Below are 20,847 nucleotides of genomic sequence, written 5' to 3'. Positions count from 1 at the left end.
CCCGATAGGAGCATCAGGAGTTTGTTCTCATTTAACAAGTGGCGTGTTTGGTGTTAAAAGGTAACTCGCAAAGTTAGTATAATGTCCCAACAATAACAAAAAGGCCGCAACCAGCGGCCTTTTTCTATATTACAACTCCCAACGCATATTCACTAATATCGCTTACCGCTCATTTTTTCAGAATATCAATATACTCTTCTTTCTCTCGATCTGCCCCCGCATTAAGTTTCAGTCGCAGTGACTTCGGGTGATCCAACACATTACTGCTGAAGTAACTTATAAATCCATCATCAGATCCACTACCAGAATTCGGATTAATTTTAATGTCGTGCTTCCCAATCTGCGCTGTTAATTCATAGGGGAGCTTTTGAAACAGTTCATTTCGGACGATCCAATCCGTTTTCAATTCCTCATTTATCGTAAATTTGAGCGCTATGCTTAACGGAGAAAGCTCGACTTCGGCTAGTTTTACTTCCTGTCCGTCAATTATGAAGGGGTGGTCTACAACTAATGTCTCCGTCTTCTGCTCCCAAAACTTAGGATCAATAGAGAAGTTCACTTTTAAACGATCAGAATACCGCATGTCGGATAAAACCGTTCCTGTTTTCGGTTTACTTAACATTCCCGGGTCTACAGAGGCAATCTGAAAATCCGCCACTACGTCTGTTGGCCTTGGTTTATTTCGGTCCAGTGAGAATACAGTTTTACCGAGCCAAGTATATATGGTTCCCTCTGCGTGTGCTCCCATTCCGCCCCTATTCCCATTCTCCTCCATTACGTCTCGTCCAGTTTCAGCTTCTGTCAGCTTCACACTATTTACACTGTACACTTCCTGACCATCACTTGTTGTCCCTGTATACAGCAGCATGATTTTATTTTCATCAGCAAGCACAGCATTTAGAGTAATTTTATATCCATTTGATTCAGCACTCTTATTAACGATTTGTACATAATCATTCCGGATTGCAGACTCTAGTGTAAGAGCATCAATATCAGCTGCAGCCAATGTTTTAAAAGGCTCCAATACGCCCCAATCAAACGTTTCAACACTCGAAGTCCCTTGCTGTGGCAACAGCTGGGTTGGATTGAAGAACAGCAAGCCCGCTATCATCACTGCAGCCGCCAGCACAGACATCGCACTTTTTGTGAATATTAACCTTCTGCCACGTTTCTTGCCTAATTCCAAACCTGCTTGGATCGCATAGATCTGAGCGGCTGCATTCTCTATTTTTTGTTCTTGTGGGATACGTTCGGCATCGCTTAACATGGCAAGCTCCTCTTGACTACTCATTGTTCCATTCACCCCGATTCTTTATGATGGTTCGCAACTGCTTCAGCCCCTTATGCTGCCAAGTCTTAACCGTCCCCTCGGGTTTATTCATAATGTTAGCGATCTCAGTCAAGGTCATATCGTTGTAGTATTTTAGCAGCAGCACATGGCGATACTTGGGCTTAACCTGCTCGAGTGCCCACAGCATTTCCATCCGATGATGGCCAATGTGTGTGACCTGTTCTCCTATTCTTTCATCTACCAGCGGCATGGAACGTTTTCTCCGTCTTTGTTCATCTATACAGACATAAATTAGAATTCGAATAATCCATGATTTGAATGCTTTGGGGTCCTTTAAAGTTTTTCTTTTAATCCAAGCCCGGCAAGTCATTTCCTGCATCGCTTCTAGCGCATCGTTTCGGTTACGCAAGTAACTATAAGCAATACTGTACAATTGTTCTCTATGTACCAATATCGAATCGTAAAAATCTGTCTCGCTCCGAGTATCAAGAATCGTTACTTTTTTCATTTCTGCATTAGTCATCGTCATGTCCTTCCTTAGCCTCCTCTCTTCAACCTTTCATAGATTAAGACGGGGGAGGTATAGAAACGGTTTTTATTTCACTTAACTTTTTTTCACCCAAAGCTCTCTAAATTATAGCATTCTATAAAAATTGAACGAAAAATGTTATGATGAGTTAAATTGGACATAATTAATAGTACGCACTCAAAAGTGCCATAGGTGCTAAAAAGTACCCATACCTTGGAGGTTATCATGACAACAACATCTACAACAACTGTCAAGAAAAAATACAATATTTCTGTTGAAGCCACCCTAGAGGTCATCGGAGGGAAATGGAAATGCGTAATTCTATGTCATTTAACTCATGGCAAAAAACGCACCTCTGAGTTAAAACAGTTGATGCCCGGCATTACTCAAAAAATGTTAACCCAGCAGCTACGCGAGCTTGAGGCAGACGGAATCATCAACCGAATTGTTTATAATCAGGTTCCACCAAAAGTAGAATACGAGCTTAGTGAATATGGGGATAGTTTAAGCGATATTTTGACTGCATTATGTAATTGGGGAGAACAACATATCATTAAGCAATACGGTGATAAATACGCTGTTTTAGAGGATAACATCTTAAATAAATAAACCGCTATATCAAGGAAATGGTTGGAGATTTATGCTGTGAGAGTTGTACTTCAATTATATGCCCACGAAAAAAGGACAGCTGAATCAGATCGATTCAACTGTCCAAAGCTTTGATTCACCCGTCCCTTAAATGGCGCACAGAGACATAACTTAAATTACGCCCTCTCCTCCAATAGCAGTTGCTGTGAATGATATGGGTCCAAATAGATTGATAGGCAAGTTGCTATCATTCTGAATTACCAATTCATAGTTGTGGACTCCAATATAAGCACCATCGACCCACTGAGCACTTAATTGAATATCAGTAATTGTAGTAAAACGATAAAAGGATCTATAAATATCGACTCCAGCTCGTCGGATGATAACAAGAAATTGGCTATTAGCAAGTGCAGTAAGACTAAAACTTCCATTTAACTCGACTCTACTGGAGAAAGAAGCCGGATTAGCCGGACTAATATTTACTTGCGCTGTAGCTAAACCCGCTCCAGCTCCAGGAATCCCTGCAACCGTTATAGCAGTAGTAAACGGATCTAACGGGATTTTTGCCTGTGACCCATAACTTATTATTGTCGCCATTTATCATCACTCCATTTCAAGGTTATAGAGTAGTATATTGTGAATCCATAATGATAGATTGGACTTAATTCCTGATGATTATATACATTTAAGGTATACTTTGCTAGATCATATAAACCTAGATACCTCGTCAATCACCATACGATTTCTACTCATTGACAACACCCCTGTTCAGAATTACAATAATTCACATATCATGAACAACGATGACAAAGGGTAAGTAGACAGACGAACATGGTCTTCAGAGAGCCGGTGGTAGGTGCGAACCGGTGACCAGCGTATGCTCGAATGGCCTTTATAGTTGTTTTTCCGAACTATCTTAATGGATGCAGTAGGGAAAACCGGGGTTCCCGCCGTTATCAAGGGACCTGTATCGAGAATAAATTCAACCTCTCCGTACAGGTAAGAGAAGATCGAAAGCCAAGAATCGTAAGGTGACACGATCATTTAAGGTGGTACCACGACAACTTCGTCCTTATTGGATGAGGTTTTTTTGTCATTTAAAGGAGGTGATGGCCATGGATGATGGCTGGTGGTGGCGACTCGAGTGTAACCAAATGCTAAATAACAGGAGGAATTTATATGATGAACGAACGTGTCTTAACTGGAGATCGAGTGACTGGAAAGCTTCACCTTGGCCATTACGCCGGCAGCTTGCAGACCCGAGTAGCCCTTCAGGAGCAATATGAAACTTTTGTGTTTTTAGCGGATATTCAAGCCCTAACGACCCATTTTGATCGTCCACAGCTGCTGGGTCAACATCTACATGAGATCACACTGGACTATTTATCTGCGGGTATAAATCCGGAGAAAACAACTATATTTATTCAATCGATGATCCCTGAAATCGCAGAGCTGACCATCTTGTTCTCTATGTTTGTTACTGTGAATTCTTTACGGCATAATCCCACGATTAAAGCCGAATCGAAAAATTCGAGCTTAGATGAATTGTATTACGGTTTTCTTGGTTATCCAGTTAGTCAGACTGCTGACATAACATTTTGTAAAGCAACGATAATTCCTGTAGGGGAAGACCAACTCCCTCATCTGGAATTAACCCGTAAAATCGTCCGCAGATTCAACGAGCTGTACAGCCCGATACTGGTGGAACCCAAAGCGCTGATCAGTGAGACTCCGAGGCTTGTGGGTACGGATGGCAACGCTAAAATGAGTAAAAGCCTTGGCAATGCCATCGAGCTGGACTCCACTAAGGAAGAGATTATCTTTAAGATACGAAAAGCCACAACCGATCCAGCGCGTGTGCATAAAAATGATCCTGGACATCCAGATATCTGTCCTATTTTTGCTTATCATGGTGCTTTTCGCTCAGCGGGGGTAACCGAAATTCGTGAAGGCTGCGAGCGGGGTACCATGGGTTGTTCTGCTTGCAAACAGTTGATTTCGACAGCACTAGATCTGCTTATAGAACCGATGCGAGAGCGTCGTTCCTATTATGCTACTAAGCCGAAGCTTGTGCAGGAAATCTTAATCTCTGGAACACAGCATGCCCGCAGCATTGCTCAAGAAACGATGACCGAAGTACGTGAGGCTATGTGTCTTAACTATTTTTCAATCTAAAAATGACCAGTATAGGCACTCAAAAAAAGCCGGAATCTCATTGGAAGAGATCCGGCTTTTTTCTTCTCCTTACAACACCCAGTTTCCCTTACGGAATACGGGTTCAATCGTGCCGTCCGCCAGCTCTCCGTCAATATCCAGCTCTGCTGAACCGATCATAAAATCGACATGCGTTAAGCTGACATTAGCTCCTCTAGCGACAAGCTCTTCGTTCGTAAGCTTTGTGCCGCCTTCAATATTTACAGGATAAGCACTTCCTAGCGCGAAATGGCAGGAGGCATTCTCATCAATCCCTGTATTGTAAAAAATGCGGTTCAAGCGAGAGATTGGAGAATCATGCTGCACTAAGGCTACTTCTCCTAGATAAGATGCACCTTCATCCGTTGCCAGCAGTGAGGTTAAATGTTCGCGTCCGGATTCAGCTTCATAAGCTACGACTTTCCCTTTTTCAAAAGTGAATGAAAGTCCTTCAACTAACCGTCCATTCAAATTAAGAGGGAGCGTGCTTCTAACTGTGCCATTAACGCCAGTACGATGGGGCATGGAATAAATCTCTTCCGTTGGCATATTAGCTACAAAATATACGCCTTTATCATTCTCACCGCCACCCCCGCGCCATAAATGGCCTTCCGGAAGCTCTACATGCAGATCCGTTCCCGGAGCACGGTAATGCAAGCTTTTATAACGTTTAGCGTTCATTCTGTCCTGACTTTCTTTCAACTGACCAATATGCTCTCTCCAAGCAGCTACCGGATCATTGCTGCCCACACGATTCATCTGGAATACAGCTTCCCACATCGCCTCTACCCGCTCTTCTTCAGGAAGATCGGCAAAAACCTTGTTCGCCCAAGCACGTGTTGGCGCTTTGACCAGAGACCAGCTGATTTTGCTGTTCCGAGTATATTTGGAGTAGTTCTTGCGAGCAACAGCCGCTGCTTTGACTGCTCTAGATACCTTAGAAGAATCAATGCCATTAAACAGTTCAGGATCAGGTACTTTAATATGTAAGATGGCACCATTCTCTTCCGCGAATTTCTCCATCATCTCAGCCTGCCACTGTGGATAGTAATCGAAAGAATCCTCTGGGGCTTTTTCATAACGGATCCGTGTAGTTGCTTCATCGTCCCAGTCAACAATTACATATTTAGCTCCCGCTTCATAGGCTTTCGCTACAATCAAGCGAGTAAGTTCTGCGGTTTCTATCGGTGCATGTACCATAAGGACTTGTCCAGGCTGTACATTTACTCCTACTTTTACAACTAGGTTCGCATATTTCTCCAGCATTACTTCAAAATCTTTCATGAATTCTCTTCCTCCATCTCTAGGGTTGCTATAAGCACTCGGTCAGCTTCACTTCTTATTTTAACGCAAAACGAGGATAGTTGCGATTCGATTTAGATTCTCAGCTACTTCACTTCAGGTATTTCGCCTGTATAGACACCTAGATCATTCTTATGAATCTCTACATTGGACGTTCCGATCTGCTTATCATTATGGTAAGCAATCACTGTGATCTTGGTATCCTGAGGTTCATCTATTTGCTTATTCTCCCCATCCATTGGACTCCAATAAATTTGATCTCCAGATTTGATTTTCAGCTCAAGACCTTTGTTATGCACCTTGTAGTCAGGGGGGTTCCATAACAATAAATTGCCGGATGTAGCCTGTATCTTAATAACATCCGCCCCTTCAGCAGTTATAAGTATATGTAATCCTGGAGCACTACTATCAGTCACCCTGTATTCCGCTGTTGGGAACATAACATCCGGTTTTACCTCAAGTGATTGATTATTATGCCGCAAAATAAAGAAGAAAAAAAGTAAAATCGTTAAGCCCATGACGCCTCCGATGATTATTTTTTTCACTATTCAACCTCCCTTCCACCCTAATACTGTAACATATTTCCTTAATCTGGACAGTTATGAGCCAAATTAAGCGGCTCCCGCGAGGAACCGCTCACTTCAATCCCTATTTTTTATCCACCTGTAACAGTGTCACTGTCTTCAAAGCATAAGTATGCATGATTTTATCCTCTGAAATTACATTCAACTTGGTCAAGCTTGCCACCTTTGCCGGATCTGATTTGGAGAGCAAACGCCACACTTCGGGGTCTGATAAGGTCTCATATAACTTTGCATCATCATATTCTTTGCGGTTTTGCACGACCAGCTTCACTTTATAGCGGCCAATTTCAGTCTCGTTAGTTTCCTGCTGACTACAATAATTTAAAATATCCTGACGAAGCTCGGCCAATTCTTTTTCAATATCCTTTTGTTTTTGCTTGAGCCGATAATACTGCTGAACCTTTTTCTCCATCCACTTCACGCTCCTTCATAGACATATGTATGCCGGAAACGTTGGATAAATTAGTTGAGTTCCCTATCATAAAAACTTATAATGAGCCGGGGATAGCTAATTTCCAAGTAGAGTCAAATTTCTTATAAAAACAATTCCACGGCAGGTGACTTATGTTTCATTCGTACTTTTTTCCAATTTCGTATGCGTTCATGATGTTTCCAATAGCAGCGCTGGTCTTCACACTACCTTTTCTTATCGTACAATACCGCAGACATGGCTATATACATAAGCTTAGAGCTTTAATCCTATATCTGCTGCTGCTCTATCTGATGAACGCTTATTTTCTTGTCTTGCTTCCTTTTCCATCCTCCCGGCACAATGCTGCACCTTCTGGGAGTGTCGTCCAATTCATTCCCCTTCAGTTTATTCAGGATATTGTGGATGGATCGTCAATCATCCCTGAACAAATCTCGACCTACTGGTCATTACTGCGTGAGCCTGCATTTTTACAGGTCATTTTTAACGTTGCATTGACTGTACCGTTTGGAATGTTTTTGGGCTATTATTTTCGTACACGCTGGGTCGTGTGCATTCTACTATCCTTTGCCTTTTCCTTGTCCTTTGAGATCACGCAGATTACAGGAATTTATGGTTTCTTCGATCATCCTTACCGTCTTTTTGATGTCGATGATCTCATTACCAACACAATCGGAGGGATTTTTGGATTTCGAATTTCCATTTGGATCTCCGGGCTATTGCCACGTATAGAACAACTGGATACAAACATTGACCGCTCTGCCAAAAGAGTCTCCTATACCCGCAGAGGAATAGCTTTTCTAATCGATAGTATGGTGTGGAGCATCGGGTTTGGGGTACTCTTCGGATTCGATATAAAAGCTGCCTTCTGGATTGTAACTGGTATTTACTTCATGCTTGTTCCGGCTCTCACGGGCGGACGGACCTTAGGGAAATGGATGGTGCGGATTCGGGTGAAGAGCAGCGGGAATCATGCTTTTTTCTGGGCTCTGATGATCAGATATGGCCTGCTATATTGGGTGCTGCTTGGGATTCACGCTCTTTTGCTTGATTCCGCCCTTCTAGGGCATCTTTCCTCCGTATGGAATATGCTTATTCATCTGTTTGTTCTATTGATAGACTTGGCTTTCTTTATTCATTTAGTCATTAGTATATTCAAAAAAGAAACTCAGCTAATGTATGAGAAACTAAGTCGAACTTCTCATGTTATTTCTTGGCCAGAGAAACGGCTCCAATCTGATGTATCCAGCAACAGCCCTGTAGAAAGCTAAACTAGTTATTATTTAAATGGTATTTTTACATTGGAAATTATTATAGAATTAGGAGGTGAGCATTCTCAAAATTTAGGAGATGAGCGTATGGAAACCACAAGCAGCTTGCAGTTATCTAGAAGTCTTCCAGAAGAACAGGGGATTTCATCAACCGCAATATCCTGCTTTATTAGTGCAGTAGAAGAACAAAATTTAGGCCTGCACAGCTTTATGCTATTACGACATGGTTATGTGGTCTCTGAAGGCTGGTGGGCTCCTTACAGGTCCGTTCTTCCGCATATGTTATTTTCCCTTAGCAAAAGCTTCACCTCAACCGCAATCGGGTTTGCTGTTACTGAGAAACTTGTCACCCTCGATGATTCTGTCCTCTCCTTTTTCCCTGAAGAGGCTCCTTCGACTATCACGGAGAATCTATCCAATATGACAATCAGACATCTATTGATGATGGGTACCGGGCATGTCGTGGATACTATGGACACCCTTCGCAAAAGTACCGACGGGAATTGGGTGAAAGCTTTCTTCTCCGTCCCCGTCGAGAAACAACCGGGTACACATTTCCTATATAATACCGGTGCTACTTACATGCTGGCCGCGATCCTTCAACGGGTTACTGGCCAAACACTGCTAGAATATTTAGAACCGCGCCTCTTCGTTCCTCTGGGCATTCACGGTGCAACGTGGGAGTCTTGTCCACGTGGAATTAACACAGGGGGATTTGGCTTAAACATTACAACCGAGGATATCGCTAAATTCGGCCAGCTATACTTACAAAAAGGAATTTGGAATAATCAACAGGTTCTGCCTGAAAAGTGGATTAATGAGGCTACTTCCAAACATATTTCCAATGGCGAAGGTGATCATGACTGGGCAATGGGATATGGGTATCAGTTCTGGCAATGCCAGCACGGTGGCTACCGGGCAGATGGCGCCTTCGGTCAACTCTGTGTTGTGCTTCCGGAGCAAGATGCCGTAATTATTACTACTGCTGCATCAGACAGTATACAAGGAATGTTGAATGCTGTGTGGGAACATCTGCTTCCCGCGATGAAGCCAGCTCCCTTGCCATTAGAGCCGGCTGCTTCTGCCCACTTGGTTGAACAATTAAAGAATTTATCTATCCAACCGCCACAACTGCAGCCCTCTTCATCACAAGAAGAACGAATAAACGGCTTAACCTATAAGCTCGATGACAACCAATTTGCCTTGGACACCTTCTCTATCTCTTTCAATAACAACGAAGCTGCAGTTACTTTACAATTTAAGACTGGAGAGGATTCTGTGATCTGTCTTGGTCGAGGGAAATGGCTCGAAAGCTTCGCACAGGTCATTGATGCTTCCTTGAACCGAATCATGTCCAGCTTTACTTGGGTTGCTGATGATCAGCTACAGCTTACTTTATTGTTTATTGAAATGCCTTTCTGCATAACTCTTGAAATAATCTTACTAGAGAATCAGCTAATTCTTAAACAAAAGTTTAATGTGAATATGGGACCGACTGAATTCCCTGAGATCATTGGCAGACTATAATTCTTAATGAATACAAAAGACCGCTTCGTCCTTTAAAGAGACTTAGCGGCCTTTTAAATATTCGATTCTAATCTGTGAAATCAGCAAGCTTGAGGATGACCGGACAATGATCGCTCCCCATAATGTGGCAATCGATTTGGGCATCCAGCAGATTAGGTGCAAGTCTAGAAGAAGCTAGGAAATAATCAATCCGCCAGCCTACATTCCGTTCTCTCACCTTCGGCATATAAGACCACCATGAATAAACGCCTTCAAGCTCTGGATGAAAATATCTAAAGGTATCTATGAAGCCGGACTCCAGCAGCGTACTCATTTTTCCCCTTTCTTCATCGGTAAAGCCAGAGTTTCCGCGGTTAGCTTTAGCATTTTTGATATCAATATCCTGATGGGCTACGTTCATATCGCCGCATACAACGACTGGTTTTAGCTTGTCCAGTTCCAGAAGGTAATTGCGGAAGCGGTCCTCCCATTCCATTCTGTAATCCAATCTAGCCAGATCTCGTTTGGCATTTGGTGTATACACATTCACTAGATAAAAATGTTCGAACTCCAGCGTAATAATCCGGCCTTCCGCTTCTTCATCCTCTTCCATTCCGTATCTCACAGAGATCGGCTTGATTTTGGTGAATATAGCTGTGCCTGAATACCCTTTTTTCACTGCATAATTCCAATATTGATAGTATTCTTCACCCTGTTCCAGAACAATCTGCCCTTCTTGCAGCTTCGTCTCCTGTACACAGAAAATATCTGCTTCTACTTCCTTAAAATAATCATCAAACCCTTTTTTAACACAGGCCCGAAGACCATTCACATTCCATGATACCAACTTTATCATTAACGTTTCTCCTTGCATTTTGCTTTAATAGTAACCAGTTTATCATATTACGGCCAGAAATTTATAGAGGGTTAGGGTCATCTTGAGCAGTTCCGCGAATAGATTTATATCCTAATCATTTATTATCCATGATACAATAGCAAAATTGACTCTATACAAATTTTCTGACACGTGAGGTAAAAAAACTTATGAATGCACCAAATCTTTTACGAGGGTTTAACTTTTTGTATTTTGCTCTGCTAGCCATGTTTATTCCCTTTCTGCCAGTCTATCTAAGTGAACAAGATCTAAGCCCATCGCAAATCGGCTTCATTATTGGAACTGGTGGTTTTGTTACCATCGTTGCCCAGCCTTTATGGGGGATGATCAGTGATAAAACAAAAACCATCCGCAAAGTGCTGTTAGCTCTGCTGTTATGCTCAGCGGTAACCGGATACTTTTTGTTCGATTCCAGCAGTTACGTTGTTCTCATTCTTTTTGCTATGCTGCTGTATTTCTTCTTGATGCCCATTGATCCGCTGACAGAAAGCTTGAATTTCCGAGTCTCTGAGGCGGCTGGAATTAGCTATGGTTCTATCCGTACATATGGTGCGCTAGGTTATGGTGTAATGGCTCTGATTACTGGCTATGTGCTTGGTTTTTTCGGCTCTCATGGAATAGCTCTTCTGTTTGTTGCCATTTGCCTTATAAGCTTTATAGTAAGCTGGAACATGCCAGATGCCCCCGTCACAGGTAAGCCGGTCACGCTGGATAGCCTCAAGCACTTTTTTGGCAACAAAAAGACATTGATGTTTCTGGTGCTCATATTTATTAGCTCTGTACCCGCACGAATGAACGATACATTTATTGGAGTTTATATTCGTGAGCTTGGTGGCAGTCCTCAATTGGTAGGCCAATCATTTTTCCTCGCGGCAATAAGTGAAATCATTGTCTTTGCATTAAGCTTCTGGTGGTTGCGAAAAGGAAAAGAACTGATCATCATATCGATTTCCGGAGCCTTCTATTTCCTTCGTTTCTTGATTTCAGCTTGGATCATTGATCCACACTTGTTAGCGTATTTGCAGATTCTGCAAATTCTTACCTTCCCTGTGTTCTACTCGGCTGCTATTCAATACCTCTACAGCATTGTACCCGAGGAATGGCGTGCTACAGGGCAAACCGTCCTTGCACTATTGTTCTTCGGTGTATCAGGTATCCTAGCTTCTTATGCTGGTGGGGCATTATATGATGCCTTTGGGGGTAAAGCTCTTTACTTAACGATATCCGCAATGTCGTTTGTCGGCATGCTATTCGGATTGATACTGTATCTGATTTATCGTAAAAAAACGGAATAAGCGTACGAAAATAAACCGGGGATGTCCCAGCCGCTTTCTAAGTGGCTATTGGACATCCCCGGTTTTTTCTATTAAAAAGTGCTAATTCACCATGGCATTCGCTCTAGCATTAATAGATTTTCAACATAGAATATCCTATCAAACGAAAAGGAGGTCGTTACTATGGCCATCGTATTACCGCTTCAATATTTCAATTTAGCCCCTGTCATTGGTAAATCTTATTATGAAAACCTTGCAGGTGGAATTAACGCTGCTGTTACTGTGAACAACAACTCCAACTTCCCAGTAGATTTAGTAATCACTCGTGTGAATGCTCCAGTTATCACATACACGATTCCAGCATTCAATAGCCTTACGCTCGCAGTTCATGCCCTTTTGGTAGCTGCACTCTTAAGCACTCCTGCTGGCACCACATTCGGAACTATTGAAATTTCAACATCAGATTTCTAATAGTGTAGCATTAGGCATCTCTAGCTGGAAGTTCAGCTAGGGATGCTTCTCTATGTGAATCTAGCTTAATCCTTCTATTGTATGCTGCTCCATAAGCTGCTTCAGCTTGGTTTCAGTATTCGAATCTCCCGCAGGAGTATAGATGCTGCAGCGTAAATCTGCACTGCCATGAACCTGCAAAGAGGTTAGATGAAATAACATTTTTCCCGCCTTGGCATGTCTGAATTCTAGTAACACATCCGGGGCCGAACTAACCCGACTTTGCTCCCACATCTCATTAAAAGCCGGATGCAATTCTTTCAATTCCTCTATAAATTCATCATACCAATGATCCTCTACATACTGTCCGTAATACGCTCTGAAGATAGAAAGATAACCGCTGACGAATTGTTCCCAATTCACTGCTAAGCGCCTAAACTCCTTACGAACAAATAACAATCGGATCATATTCCGCTCTTCGATGGGCAGCTTTGAGAAATCAAGAAAAACATGGGCGGCAGCTTCATTCCAACCGACGATTCCGCAACGTCTATCAGAAATTATCGTAGGACAATATTTAAGTTCCTGTAAAATTTTCTGCAGCGAAGGACTAATTACGGAAGATTCATCTTGCGGATAGGGTGTGGTTCCGGTTCCAGTTTCTAAAGCCAATGCAAAAAGATACTTCCGCTCATCTTTAGTCAGCCTAAGTGCAGTGGCAATACAGTCCAAAACAGAGGACGAGACTTTTATATCTCTGCCTTGTTCAAGCCACGTATACCAGGTACTGCTTACCCCTGCAAGCTGTGCAACCTCTTCCCTGCGGAGTCCTGGCGTTCTTCTGCGTGTGCCTTCTGGCAAGCCTACAGAGCTTGGTGAAATTGCCGCACGACGTGCTTTCAAAAAATCGGATAATGCTTGTAATCTTGTTTGATTAGCCATAAGCTACCTCCACTTTGGGATTTCTGTTCCTTTAGTATAGTACAAATTATACTAGGATAAACGATAACTTGTAATAGGATAAATAAAGTGGAAAAATACTAGTATACACTAGCTGAGGAGGTTCATTATGGAACGCGTAGTGATTACAGGCATGGGCTTAATCTCACCACTTGGAAATACAATCGAACAATTTTGGGATCGGCTAATTTCTGGTGAATCGGGTATATCCCCGATCACTTCATTTGATACAACAGGTTTTAAGACGAGAATTGCCGGCGAAGTACGTGATTTCGATGCAGAGGGCAGATTTGGGCGTAAAGAGGCACGGCGAATGGACAGATTCAGTCAGTTTGCCCTCGCAGCTACTGAAGAGGCTTGGAAACATTCTGGCCTCCAGCTTGATAAGATTGACAAGGAGAGACTTGGCGTTTATGTAGGATCTGGTGTTGGAGGAATTCAGACCTTGATGGATCAAGGTACGGTCCTGAAAGAGCGTGGACCTGATCGAGTCAGCCCTACCTTAATTCCCATGATGATCTCCAATATGGCTGCGGCGATGATCAGCATTAAATTTGGAGCTCTCGGCCCGACCATGTCTCCAGTAACAGCTTGTTCTATTGGAAATACTGCGATTGGTGAGGCCTTCCGTTTAATTCGTTATGGCGGTGCGGACATTGTTATAGCCGGGGGTTCTGAAGCTGCTATTACTGAAATCTCGTTGGCCAGCTTCGGGAATGCCACCTCTTTATCTACACGAAATGAAGAGCCTACTAAAGCGAGCCGCCCTTTCGATGGAGGACGGGATGGCTTTGTAATCGGTGAAGGTGGCGGCATAGTCATTCTTGAGTCACTCTCCCATGCTCAGCGTAGAAACGCCAAGATTCACGGTGAAGTGATCGGGTATGGTGCTAGCTCTGATGCTTATCATATGGTTGCCACTCATCCAGAGGGGATTGGTGCCTATCAAGCTATGAAGTTAGCGCTAAATGAAGCTAATCTCCAGCCCCACAACGTAGATGTAATCAGTGCGCATGCGACAAGTACAGTAGTAGGAGACCATTCTGAAACCCTAGCGATTAAAAAATTATTTGGCGAGCATGCCTACCACATCCCCGTAACCGCTAATAAGTCCATGACTGGACATGCTTTAGGGGCCGCTGGCGGCTTAGAAGCCATCGCTTTAGTTAAAAGTATCCAAGAAGGGATCATTCCTCCTACCATCAATCAGGACACCCCTGATTCCATCTGTGATTTAGATTACGTACCTAACAATGCACGAAAAGCTAATCTCGAAATAGGCATCTCCAATTCATTTGGCTTCGGCGGCCATAATGCTGTTATTGTGATCCGAAAGTTCGTAGACTAATCCTACATTATAAAAGGGGTTTCAACTTAGCCATTACACATGACTAGTTGAAACCCCTTCTGCTGTTAATCCTTTTAAACTATCTTATTCCGAAGGTGATACATGACTTCCCCAGATAGAGATCCCTTCATTAGAAACCGCGGTGAACGTCATAACATTACTGGCTGTAGCTTCATTCCACTCTTTCAGGAACACACCCTTGTAAGTAGAACCACCTATCGTTAACTCTGCAGTATGATCGTCGATAAGCTTCCACTTGCCCTTTACTGCGCCTTTGATTTTACCACTCTTCGTCAATTGAATTAGCTCCGATTGCACGATATCTGCCGTAATTTCTTTATTATGATTCACATATTTGTATTCGCCTGCGATTTGCTCTTTCGTATATTTATCAATGGTCTCGCCACCATAACGGTGTGGTGCGACCACCGGCCAGCCATCAGCGTTCATGAACATCTGGTGTACTCTAACCTCATGCTTTTCACCACGATTCGGGAACCGTGTATGGAAGATCAAATAATACTTGCCAGTCTCTTCATCGTAAAATGCGGAGTTATGTCCTGGTGATACATATCCTTCCCCACTTACTGGGAGCTCATCGTCATTATTCAGGAATTCGAAATTCCCCATGAGTTTAACTCCGTAAGGAGCATAAGCAGGATCATCAAACAATACGCCAGCTGTGCCCTGTGAATCGATCATATCCTGGCCCTCAGAATCTTCAAATGGTCCATCAGGTGTCTTCGAGCGAGCTACACGGATGTTATATCCGCCATCAGCAGCCAGCCCCCCGTAGGATAGGAACAGGTAGTAGTAATCCGTCTCAGGACTGTACAGCATATAGGGAGCTTCTATCCGCGCATGATTTGCGCCTAGAAGCTTTTTGCCATAACCTTGATCCGGCAGTGGGAATCCTGTGCTTGTATCCAGTTCCATAATAAAAATACCACCGGAATAAGAACCATACACCATCCACAATCTGCCTTCTTTATCAAAGAACACATCCGGATCTACAACATTCGGCTTTTGTGTGGCATCATAAGTTTCTCCGTCATCGCCTACACCCACCATACCTGACTTTAAGAAGATCCCTTTGTTCTTATAAGGTCCTTCAATATGGTCTGACACGGCTATACCAAGTGCTGATAATGGGGAATCACCTTTACACGCGTTGTAATACATATAATATTTACCATCCGCCAATTGAATGACATCCGGTGCCCATAAAGTGTCCGTCTTTCCCCAGGTTAAGGCCTCTTTTAATTCCTCTTTGACATTCGGGATGAGTACGTTTCCATCAACAACTCCAGAGGACAATTGAGTCCAGGACATCAGGTCGTCGGATTTAGCAGAAGCCAAATGTGAGCCAAACACATAGTACTTATTATCAGCCAAAATAATGGAAGGATCATGTACAGAAACATTCTTGAAGACAGGCTGAACAGGCTCAGGTCCGCTGTTTGTGTTGCCAGAATTAGCCGTGTCGTTGTTGCACGCGGTTACAGCTAATAATGAAACGCTAAGTAAAGTAGTAATAATTATCTTCTTCATCGTTATACCCCCTATGTATGCCTTTTCATTTTGAGATGAAAACGATAAATAGTCAACCCTTTTATTTAATTAAGTTCGTATTAATTCATATTTATTTAAATAATAGTGAACGTTGTAGAAAATAAAAAAAACGCTAAGCCAACTAAATGGCCTAGCGTTTCCTCTTATTATTTAGTTAAAACAAGTTGCTTACTTAGCGCCTTCTTGCACTAAAACTGGCTCTGGATAAGCGTTCTTAAGTATACGTTGTCTATTCTTAACGACTGTTGGTGGTTCCACCTTAGGTGCCATCGGATGCATTAACCAAGACTTCACCATATGGGTATCCGAAACCTTATACATTGGAGGCTCTTTCTCCATATCGATTTGCATAGCATAGGTGCTGCGAAGTGCGAAGGCATCACCCTTAGGCGGTTTGATCAAATCTGGAGGGGTACCAGGAATAGCGGTAAGCAAAGAACCTTTGCTCTCTAAACTTGGCATGGACGCAAGCAATCCCCAAGTGTAAGGATGTCTTGGATCGTAGAAGATCTCTTCTGCAGTTCCCATTTCAACAATTTGTCCGGCATACATTACTGCTACACGATCCGCCATTCTTGCTACAACACCAAGATCATGGGTGATAAAAATAATCGCCGTATCAATCTTCTTCTGCAATTCCTTCATCAGGTCAAGAATCTGTGCCTGAATGGTAACGTCGAGCGCTGTAGTTGGCTCATCCGCAATCAGAAGCTTAGGGTTTGCTGCAAGTGCCATTGCGATAACGACACGTTGACGCATACCGCCACTGAACTCATGCGGATATTGATTGAAGCGGCGCTCTGGTGAAGGAATACCTACTAGCGTAAGCAGTTCAACCCCACGTTTATTGGCAGCTTCTTTGGAGATTTTCTCATGTTTGTGCAGTACTTCAGTAATTTGTCTGCCGACCTTCATCATCGGGTTCAAGGAAGTCATCGGATCCTGAAAAATCATACCGATCTCTTTACCACGAATCTTCTGCATTTGCTTCTCAGACTTACCGATCAAATCTTGTCCATCAAATAAAATTTGTCCACGTTTATATTCTCCTGGCGGCGTTGGAACTAACTTCATTACCGCTTGTGAAGTTACACTTTTACCGGAACCGGATTCCCCAACAATCGCTAGAGTTTCACCTTTATCTACATGGAAGCTAACACCACGGATCGCTTGTACTTCTCCACCGTGTGTTTTGAATGATATCGCTAGATCTTTTACCTCTAAAAGGCGCTCCATCTTGTCACCCTCTCATTTCCTCGTCAATTATGATAATGATTCTCACCAAGTTGTAAGCAATAAGTATTATTTTATCTAGTTCTAAGGGTTCTAGTCAAGATTTTTCTGAAAAAGATATGGCCAGCAGCAGCCTTATGTACTAGTTCTGTTTAATGCGAGTTCTATTCTTCACTAACAACCACAATATTGGCGGAAGCAGCAAAAGAACTAACAGCAGAGACCATCCGATATCTCCAAGAGATACCAAGTTGTCATTCAATAGTCGATAATACGCATAAAGAGAATAGGGAAGAACTACTAGTACTGCTGTAACTACCCCTGGTGTATATATCTTTAAATATATCGTCTGTCCTAGATGAGTAAATACATGTAAGAAAAATACCGCAAGCACTGCCAAGTACAATAAGTAATTAGAAAAGAATACTGCAATACAAGTTACCGTCACTATAAAAATATACACGAATAATACGTCCATTGCAAAATTACGTGTAGTCATTTGTAACATCGAATGATACGTCTTGCGCATAAACGAAGGAATTGCGTCCTCTAACCTGGTTCTATACTTTGCCCCCCATGCTTCAATCGTTAATATTTCTTCAAAATCATGAAACATAAATAGGATCGGCAACAGCCACAGCAAACTTACGATATCTATATGTACACTTAGCCACTCAAACATGAGAATCCTCTCCCTTCTCCTGCTCAGCCTCCTTACCTTCTTATGTTGTAATCTTGCTGAAAATGTCCTAACCCATGAAACGTTCCCAACCTTCCAGCAGATTATCCTGTGCCCACTGGAAATGGCCTTGGCTATCGTATTTACGCGAATAACACTCAATGAAATAAATTAAATCGATATATAAGTCGTAGAGTTTTTTGCGTGCACATTCATTAGGGCTATCAAAGCTGTCCCCATAACCTCTACAGAAATGCTCAGAATCCTCAATATAGCGAAAATAATATTCCATAAGGTGATCGCCCCATAACGCCCGTTCCCAATCGATTAAGGCAACAATGCTTCCCTCTCGCACAAACACATTCCCATCCCATAGATCCCAGTGAACTAAACGTGGCTCAGTGACCACATCCATCACATGTATACGGCTGTTGATCTCCGCCTCAATCTTTTCTAAAGGAATGGGCATCTTTGCCTCTAAGCGCCGAGCATCATCAAGGAGGTTGCCAATCAAATTTTGAAAGGTTTCCCGCCAAGAAGTCCCCTTTATCTTCGAGGATACATTAAATAATCCGAAATGATCCCCTTGAATCTCATTGATAATCCGGCTATAACGACCTAATTCTTCCTCAATACAACTTCTTTGCTGCGGACTAAGCTCTTCCTTAATTTCATTATAGGGCTGGCCGATTATTTTCTCCATGAAAAAAAAGTCACTCGATATTAAATTTCTGCTGTTATCATAAGCGTATACCTCAGGCACAGGTACCGTTCCTTTAGACTTCATTAGCTGCATTGCCGCAACCTCTGTAGCCATGATATCGTGCTCGTAACTTAGCGTGTCTGTCTCATCGGATGGCGATATTTTAAGGATCGTAGCTCTGCCATCTGACAATAGGAGGTCATAAGCTGCGTTGAAATAACCTCCCGTCAATTCCGTACTTTGAATGATTTTCACATGGCTTCCAAAAGCAGCACCCACCAGAATGTCCTGCTGCTCAACCGTCAATTTTGTTTTAGTCTGACTTTCCAAGACTTCACCACCATACAGAGTTAAGTAAAAATGCAAAAATACAACCTCATAAAAGCCCGGGATTCATTGTATTTGATCCAAGAAAGATAAACAATCCTTCTCCATTGGAATGAAAATTGTTAAAATTAGAAATAACACGTATCATTAGCTGCTTTTCATGAAAGAGAGGAAACTATTATTATGATCATAAAACCTAGAACACGTGGCTTTATATGTACAACCGCACATCCGCAAGGCTGCGCTCGTCAAGTCGAGCGGCAAATTGAGTATATTAAGGCACAACCCGCGATCAAAGGACCCCGGAAGGTGCTTGTCATTGGCGCATCCACAGGCTACGGCCTCGCCTCACGGGTTACAGCCGCCTTTGGGGCTGGAGCCAGCACAGTAGGCGTATATCGGCCGAGCAGCAGCAATGGAGCCCGTACAGCCTCTGCTGGGTGGTACAATTCCGCCGCCTTCGAACAACTTGCGGAGTCTGCAGGCCTGCAATCCTACAGCGTTACCGGAGATGCTTACTCCAAAGAGACCAAAGAAAGAACGATTCAGCTGATCCGCAGCGAATTAGGACAAGTCGATTTGGTCATCTACAGTGTTGCTTCTGGGCGCCGTACAGACCCGGAGACAGGTGAAGTATATAACTCTGTTCTCAAACCTATTGGCGACACCTTTACCAACAAAACTGTAAATTTTCATACGGGTGAAGTCACTCAAATCTCCATCGAACCCGCGACCGATAAGGAAGTTCATGATACCGTACGGGTGATGGGCGGTGATGATTGGCAGTTATGGATAGAAGCACTCCAGCAAGCCGGAGTATTAGCTGATCACGCAACCACTATTGCTTATTCGTATATCGGATCAGAGCTTACTCAAGCCGTATATCGCCAGGGAACGATTGGACTTGCTAAAGACCATCTCGAAGCTACGGCAAGAACACTTAACGAAGCGTTATCTGTTACTCACGGTAGAGCTTATGTAGCGGTCACAAAAGGTCTTGTCACACAGTCCAGCTCGGCGATTCCTGTCGTGCCCCTCTATATTTCCGCCCTTTACAAAGTCATGAAAGAGCACGGTCTTCATGAAGGTTGTATTGAGCAAACCTATCGGTTGTTTGCTGAACATCTCTACGCAGCGAAAGGAACTCCTGTGGATGAAGAAGGGCGTATCCGTATAGATGATTGGGAATTGTCTCCGGCAGTCCAGCAAGAAGTAATAGAAATCTGGGACCAGCTTACTTCAGACAATATCTACGACCTAACGGATCTGCATAGCTATAAACAGGAATTCTTCCAGCTATTTGGATTCGAGACTGAAGGTGTAGATTACGAAGCTGATACTGATCCAGACGTAACTGTTATAAATCTGCGCTAAAATTAATCGTGTTTTCGGATTATCTTCTGCCTGAGGATAAGGGTTGTTCGAGAGCATAAATCTCCTCTTCCAGAGAAATCATCTTTTGCTCAATCATTTTTCGTGCATCCGCCAACGCTTGATTGTAAATATAAGGCGAAAGTTCTTTGAGCATAAAATCGAGAAGGTTCTCGCTGGCTAATTGCCCAATTTCACTGGACAGCTCTGTATCAAAATATTCTTGAATACTAGCTGTAATCTGAAGCTTATGTTCTCTCGGTATTTTTAACGGCTGCATGGTAATCCTCCAATCTAATTAGATACAGGAAAATGACGTGCTTTCGCACGTCATTTTTCAC

Annotated in this window: 21 protein-coding genes and 1 other annotated feature; of the genes, 8 read left to right on the top strand and 13 right to left on the bottom strand. The window is 42.9% G+C overall.

The features are described from left to right. Window positions 1–169 precede the first annotated feature (169 nt). Both MHI32_RS12910 and MHI32_RS12905 read right to left on the bottom strand, forming a co-directional pair. Complete coding sequence (locus MHI32_RS12910; RefSeq protein ID WP_340012474.1) at window positions 170–1,291, bottom strand: DUF4179 domain-containing protein; 1,122 nt, start codon at window positions 1,289–1,291, stop codon at window positions 170–172. After that, entirely contained in the window at window positions 1,284–1,820 is a 537-nt protein-coding gene (locus tag MHI32_RS12905; protein ID WP_036686352.1) for a sigma-70 family RNA polymerase sigma factor, read from the bottom strand. The genes MHI32_RS12910 and MHI32_RS12905 overlap by 8 nt, the downstream gene beginning before the upstream one ends. Before the next feature lie 225 nt (window positions 1,821–2,045). On the opposite strand from MHI32_RS12905, the gene MHI32_RS12900 reads away from it, so the two are divergent. Then, entirely contained in the window at window positions 2,046–2,429 is a 384-nt protein-coding gene (locus MHI32_RS12900) for a winged helix-turn-helix transcriptional regulator (RefSeq protein ID WP_076125996.1), read from the top strand. Window positions 2,430–2,579: 150 nt separating this feature from the next. Here the strand turns inward: MHI32_RS12900 and MHI32_RS12895 are convergent, their stop codons facing one another. Next, on the bottom strand, window positions 2,580–3,005 hold the full coding sequence (locus MHI32_RS12895) for a hypothetical protein (protein ID WP_036686349.1): 426 nt from the start codon (window positions 3,003–3,005) through the stop codon (window positions 2,580–2,582). Window positions 3,006–3,202: 197 nt separating this feature from the next. Beyond that, window positions 3,203–3,485: a binding site (T-box leader), on the top strand. Window positions 3,486–3,587: 102 nt separating this feature from the next. Here MHI32_RS12895 and trpS point away from each other — a divergent pair. After that, window positions 3,588–4,583, top strand: a complete 996-nt coding sequence (gene trpS, locus MHI32_RS12890; protein WP_076189917.1) for a tryptophan--tRNA ligase — start codon at window positions 3,588–3,590, stop codon at window positions 4,581–4,583. A gap of 69 nt (window positions 4,584–4,652) precedes the next feature. Here trpS and MHI32_RS12885 read toward each other — a convergent pair whose 3' ends face one another. From MHI32_RS12885 to MHI32_RS12875, 3 genes are all read right to left on the bottom strand, one after another. Beyond that, complete coding sequence (locus MHI32_RS12885; protein WP_076189916.1) at window positions 4,653–5,885, bottom strand: aminopeptidase; 1,233 nt, start codon at window positions 5,883–5,885, stop codon at window positions 4,653–4,655. Window positions 5,886–5,989: 104 nt separating this feature from the next. Then, on the bottom strand, window positions 5,990–6,448 hold the full coding sequence (locus MHI32_RS12880) for a hypothetical protein (RefSeq protein ID WP_076306323.1): 459 nt from the start codon (window positions 6,446–6,448) through the stop codon (window positions 5,990–5,992). A 103-nt stretch (window positions 6,449–6,551) separates the two neighbouring features. Continuing rightward, complete coding sequence (locus MHI32_RS12875; protein ID WP_076279804.1) at window positions 6,552–6,899, bottom strand: hypothetical protein; 348 nt, start codon at window positions 6,897–6,899, stop codon at window positions 6,552–6,554. A gap of 152 nt (window positions 6,900–7,051) precedes the next feature. Here MHI32_RS12875 and MHI32_RS12870 point away from each other — a divergent pair, with 152 nt between their 5' ends. Both MHI32_RS12870 and MHI32_RS12865 read left to right on the top strand, forming a co-directional pair. Next, window positions 7,052–8,188 (top strand): VanZ family protein, encoded by a 1,137-nt coding sequence (locus MHI32_RS12870; RefSeq protein ID WP_076306324.1) that lies wholly within the window; start codon window positions 7,052–7,054, stop codon window positions 8,186–8,188. 87 nt (window positions 8,189–8,275) lie between these two features. After that, on the top strand, window positions 8,276–9,715 hold the full coding sequence (locus MHI32_RS12865; protein WP_076306325.1) for a serine hydrolase: 1,440 nt from the start codon (window positions 8,276–8,278) through the stop codon (window positions 9,713–9,715). Between the two features lie 67 nt (window positions 9,716–9,782). Here the strand turns inward: MHI32_RS12865 and MHI32_RS12860 are convergent, their stop codons facing one another. Beyond that, on the bottom strand, window positions 9,783–10,547 hold the full coding sequence (locus MHI32_RS12860; protein ID WP_076279814.1) for an exodeoxyribonuclease III: 765 nt from the start codon (window positions 10,545–10,547) through the stop codon (window positions 9,783–9,785). Window positions 10,548–10,738: 191 nt separating this feature from the next. On the opposite strand from MHI32_RS12860, the gene MHI32_RS12855 reads away from it, so the two are divergent. Continuing rightward, the gene (locus MHI32_RS12855; RefSeq protein ID WP_076304188.1) at window positions 10,739–11,884 is read left to right on the top strand and encodes an MFS transporter; all 1,146 of its coding nucleotides are present in this window, start codon (window positions 10,739–10,741) and stop codon (window positions 11,882–11,884) included. A 162-nt stretch (window positions 11,885–12,046) separates the two neighbouring features. Continuing rightward, window positions 12,047–12,334 carry a hypothetical protein gene (locus tag MHI32_RS12850; RefSeq protein WP_076125983.1) on the top strand — a complete coding sequence of 96 codons (288 nt, stop codon included), beginning with the start codon at window positions 12,047–12,049 and terminating at the stop codon, window positions 12,332–12,334. Window positions 12,335–12,394: 60 nt separating this feature from the next. Here MHI32_RS12850 and MHI32_RS12845 read toward each other — a convergent pair whose 3' ends face one another. Beyond that, entirely contained in the window at window positions 12,395–13,255 is an 861-nt protein-coding gene (locus tag MHI32_RS12845) for a helix-turn-helix transcriptional regulator (RefSeq protein ID WP_076125982.1), read from the bottom strand. Between the two features lie 127 nt (window positions 13,256–13,382). Here MHI32_RS12845 and fabF point away from each other — a divergent pair, with 127 nt between their 5' ends. After that, window positions 13,383–14,621: a beta-ketoacyl-ACP synthase II gene (gene fabF / locus MHI32_RS12840; RefSeq protein ID WP_076306326.1), complete on the top strand. Its 1,239-nt coding sequence runs from the start codon at window positions 13,383–13,385 to the stop codon at window positions 14,619–14,621. Window positions 14,622–14,705: 84 nt separating this feature from the next. Here the strand turns inward: fabF and MHI32_RS12835 are convergent, their stop codons facing one another. The 4 genes from MHI32_RS12835 to MHI32_RS12820 form a co-directional block, all read right to left on the bottom strand. Continuing rightward, entirely contained in the window at window positions 14,706–16,172 is a 1,467-nt protein-coding gene (locus tag MHI32_RS12835) for a family 43 glycosylhydrolase (protein WP_076125979.1), read from the bottom strand. Window positions 16,173–16,361: 189 nt separating this feature from the next. Next, the gene (locus MHI32_RS12830; RefSeq protein WP_076125977.1) at window positions 16,362–17,429 is read right to left on the bottom strand and encodes an ABC transporter ATP-binding protein; all 1,068 of its coding nucleotides are present in this window, start codon (window positions 17,427–17,429) and stop codon (window positions 16,362–16,364) included. A 139-nt stretch (window positions 17,430–17,568) separates the two neighbouring features. Next, window positions 17,569–18,108, bottom strand: coding sequence for an HXXEE domain-containing protein (locus tag MHI32_RS12825; RefSeq protein WP_076125975.1), 540 nt, complete (start codon window positions 18,106–18,108; stop codon window positions 17,569–17,571). A 67-nt stretch (window positions 18,109–18,175) separates the two neighbouring features. Then, a complete protein-coding gene (locus MHI32_RS12820; RefSeq protein WP_254848944.1) occupies window positions 18,176–19,174 on the bottom strand; it encodes an aminoglycoside phosphotransferase family protein in 999 nt (332 codons plus the stop codon). Window positions 19,175–19,318: 144 nt separating this feature from the next. On the opposite strand from MHI32_RS12820, the gene fabV reads away from it, so the two are divergent. Further along, on the top strand, window positions 19,319–20,509 hold the full coding sequence (fabV, locus tag MHI32_RS12815) for an enoyl-ACP reductase FabV (RefSeq protein ID WP_076275831.1): 1,191 nt from the start codon (window positions 19,319–19,321) through the stop codon (window positions 20,507–20,509). Between the two features lie 19 nt (window positions 20,510–20,528). Here fabV and MHI32_RS12810 read toward each other — a convergent pair whose 3' ends face one another. Beyond that, a complete protein-coding gene (locus MHI32_RS12810; RefSeq protein ID WP_076125970.1) occupies window positions 20,529–20,786 on the bottom strand; it encodes a DUF2164 domain-containing protein in 258 nt (85 codons plus the stop codon). Between the last annotated feature and the right edge of the window lie 61 nt (window positions 20,787–20,847).

The organism is Paenibacillus sp. FSL H7-0690, from assembly GCF_037980415.1.
Classification (GTDB): domain Bacteria; phylum Bacillota; class Bacilli; order Paenibacillales; family Paenibacillaceae; genus Paenibacillus_AQ; species Paenibacillus_AQ odorifer.
Note: the sequence above shows the minus strand (reverse complement) of the source record. Positions and strands in the feature narration are given on the sequence as shown.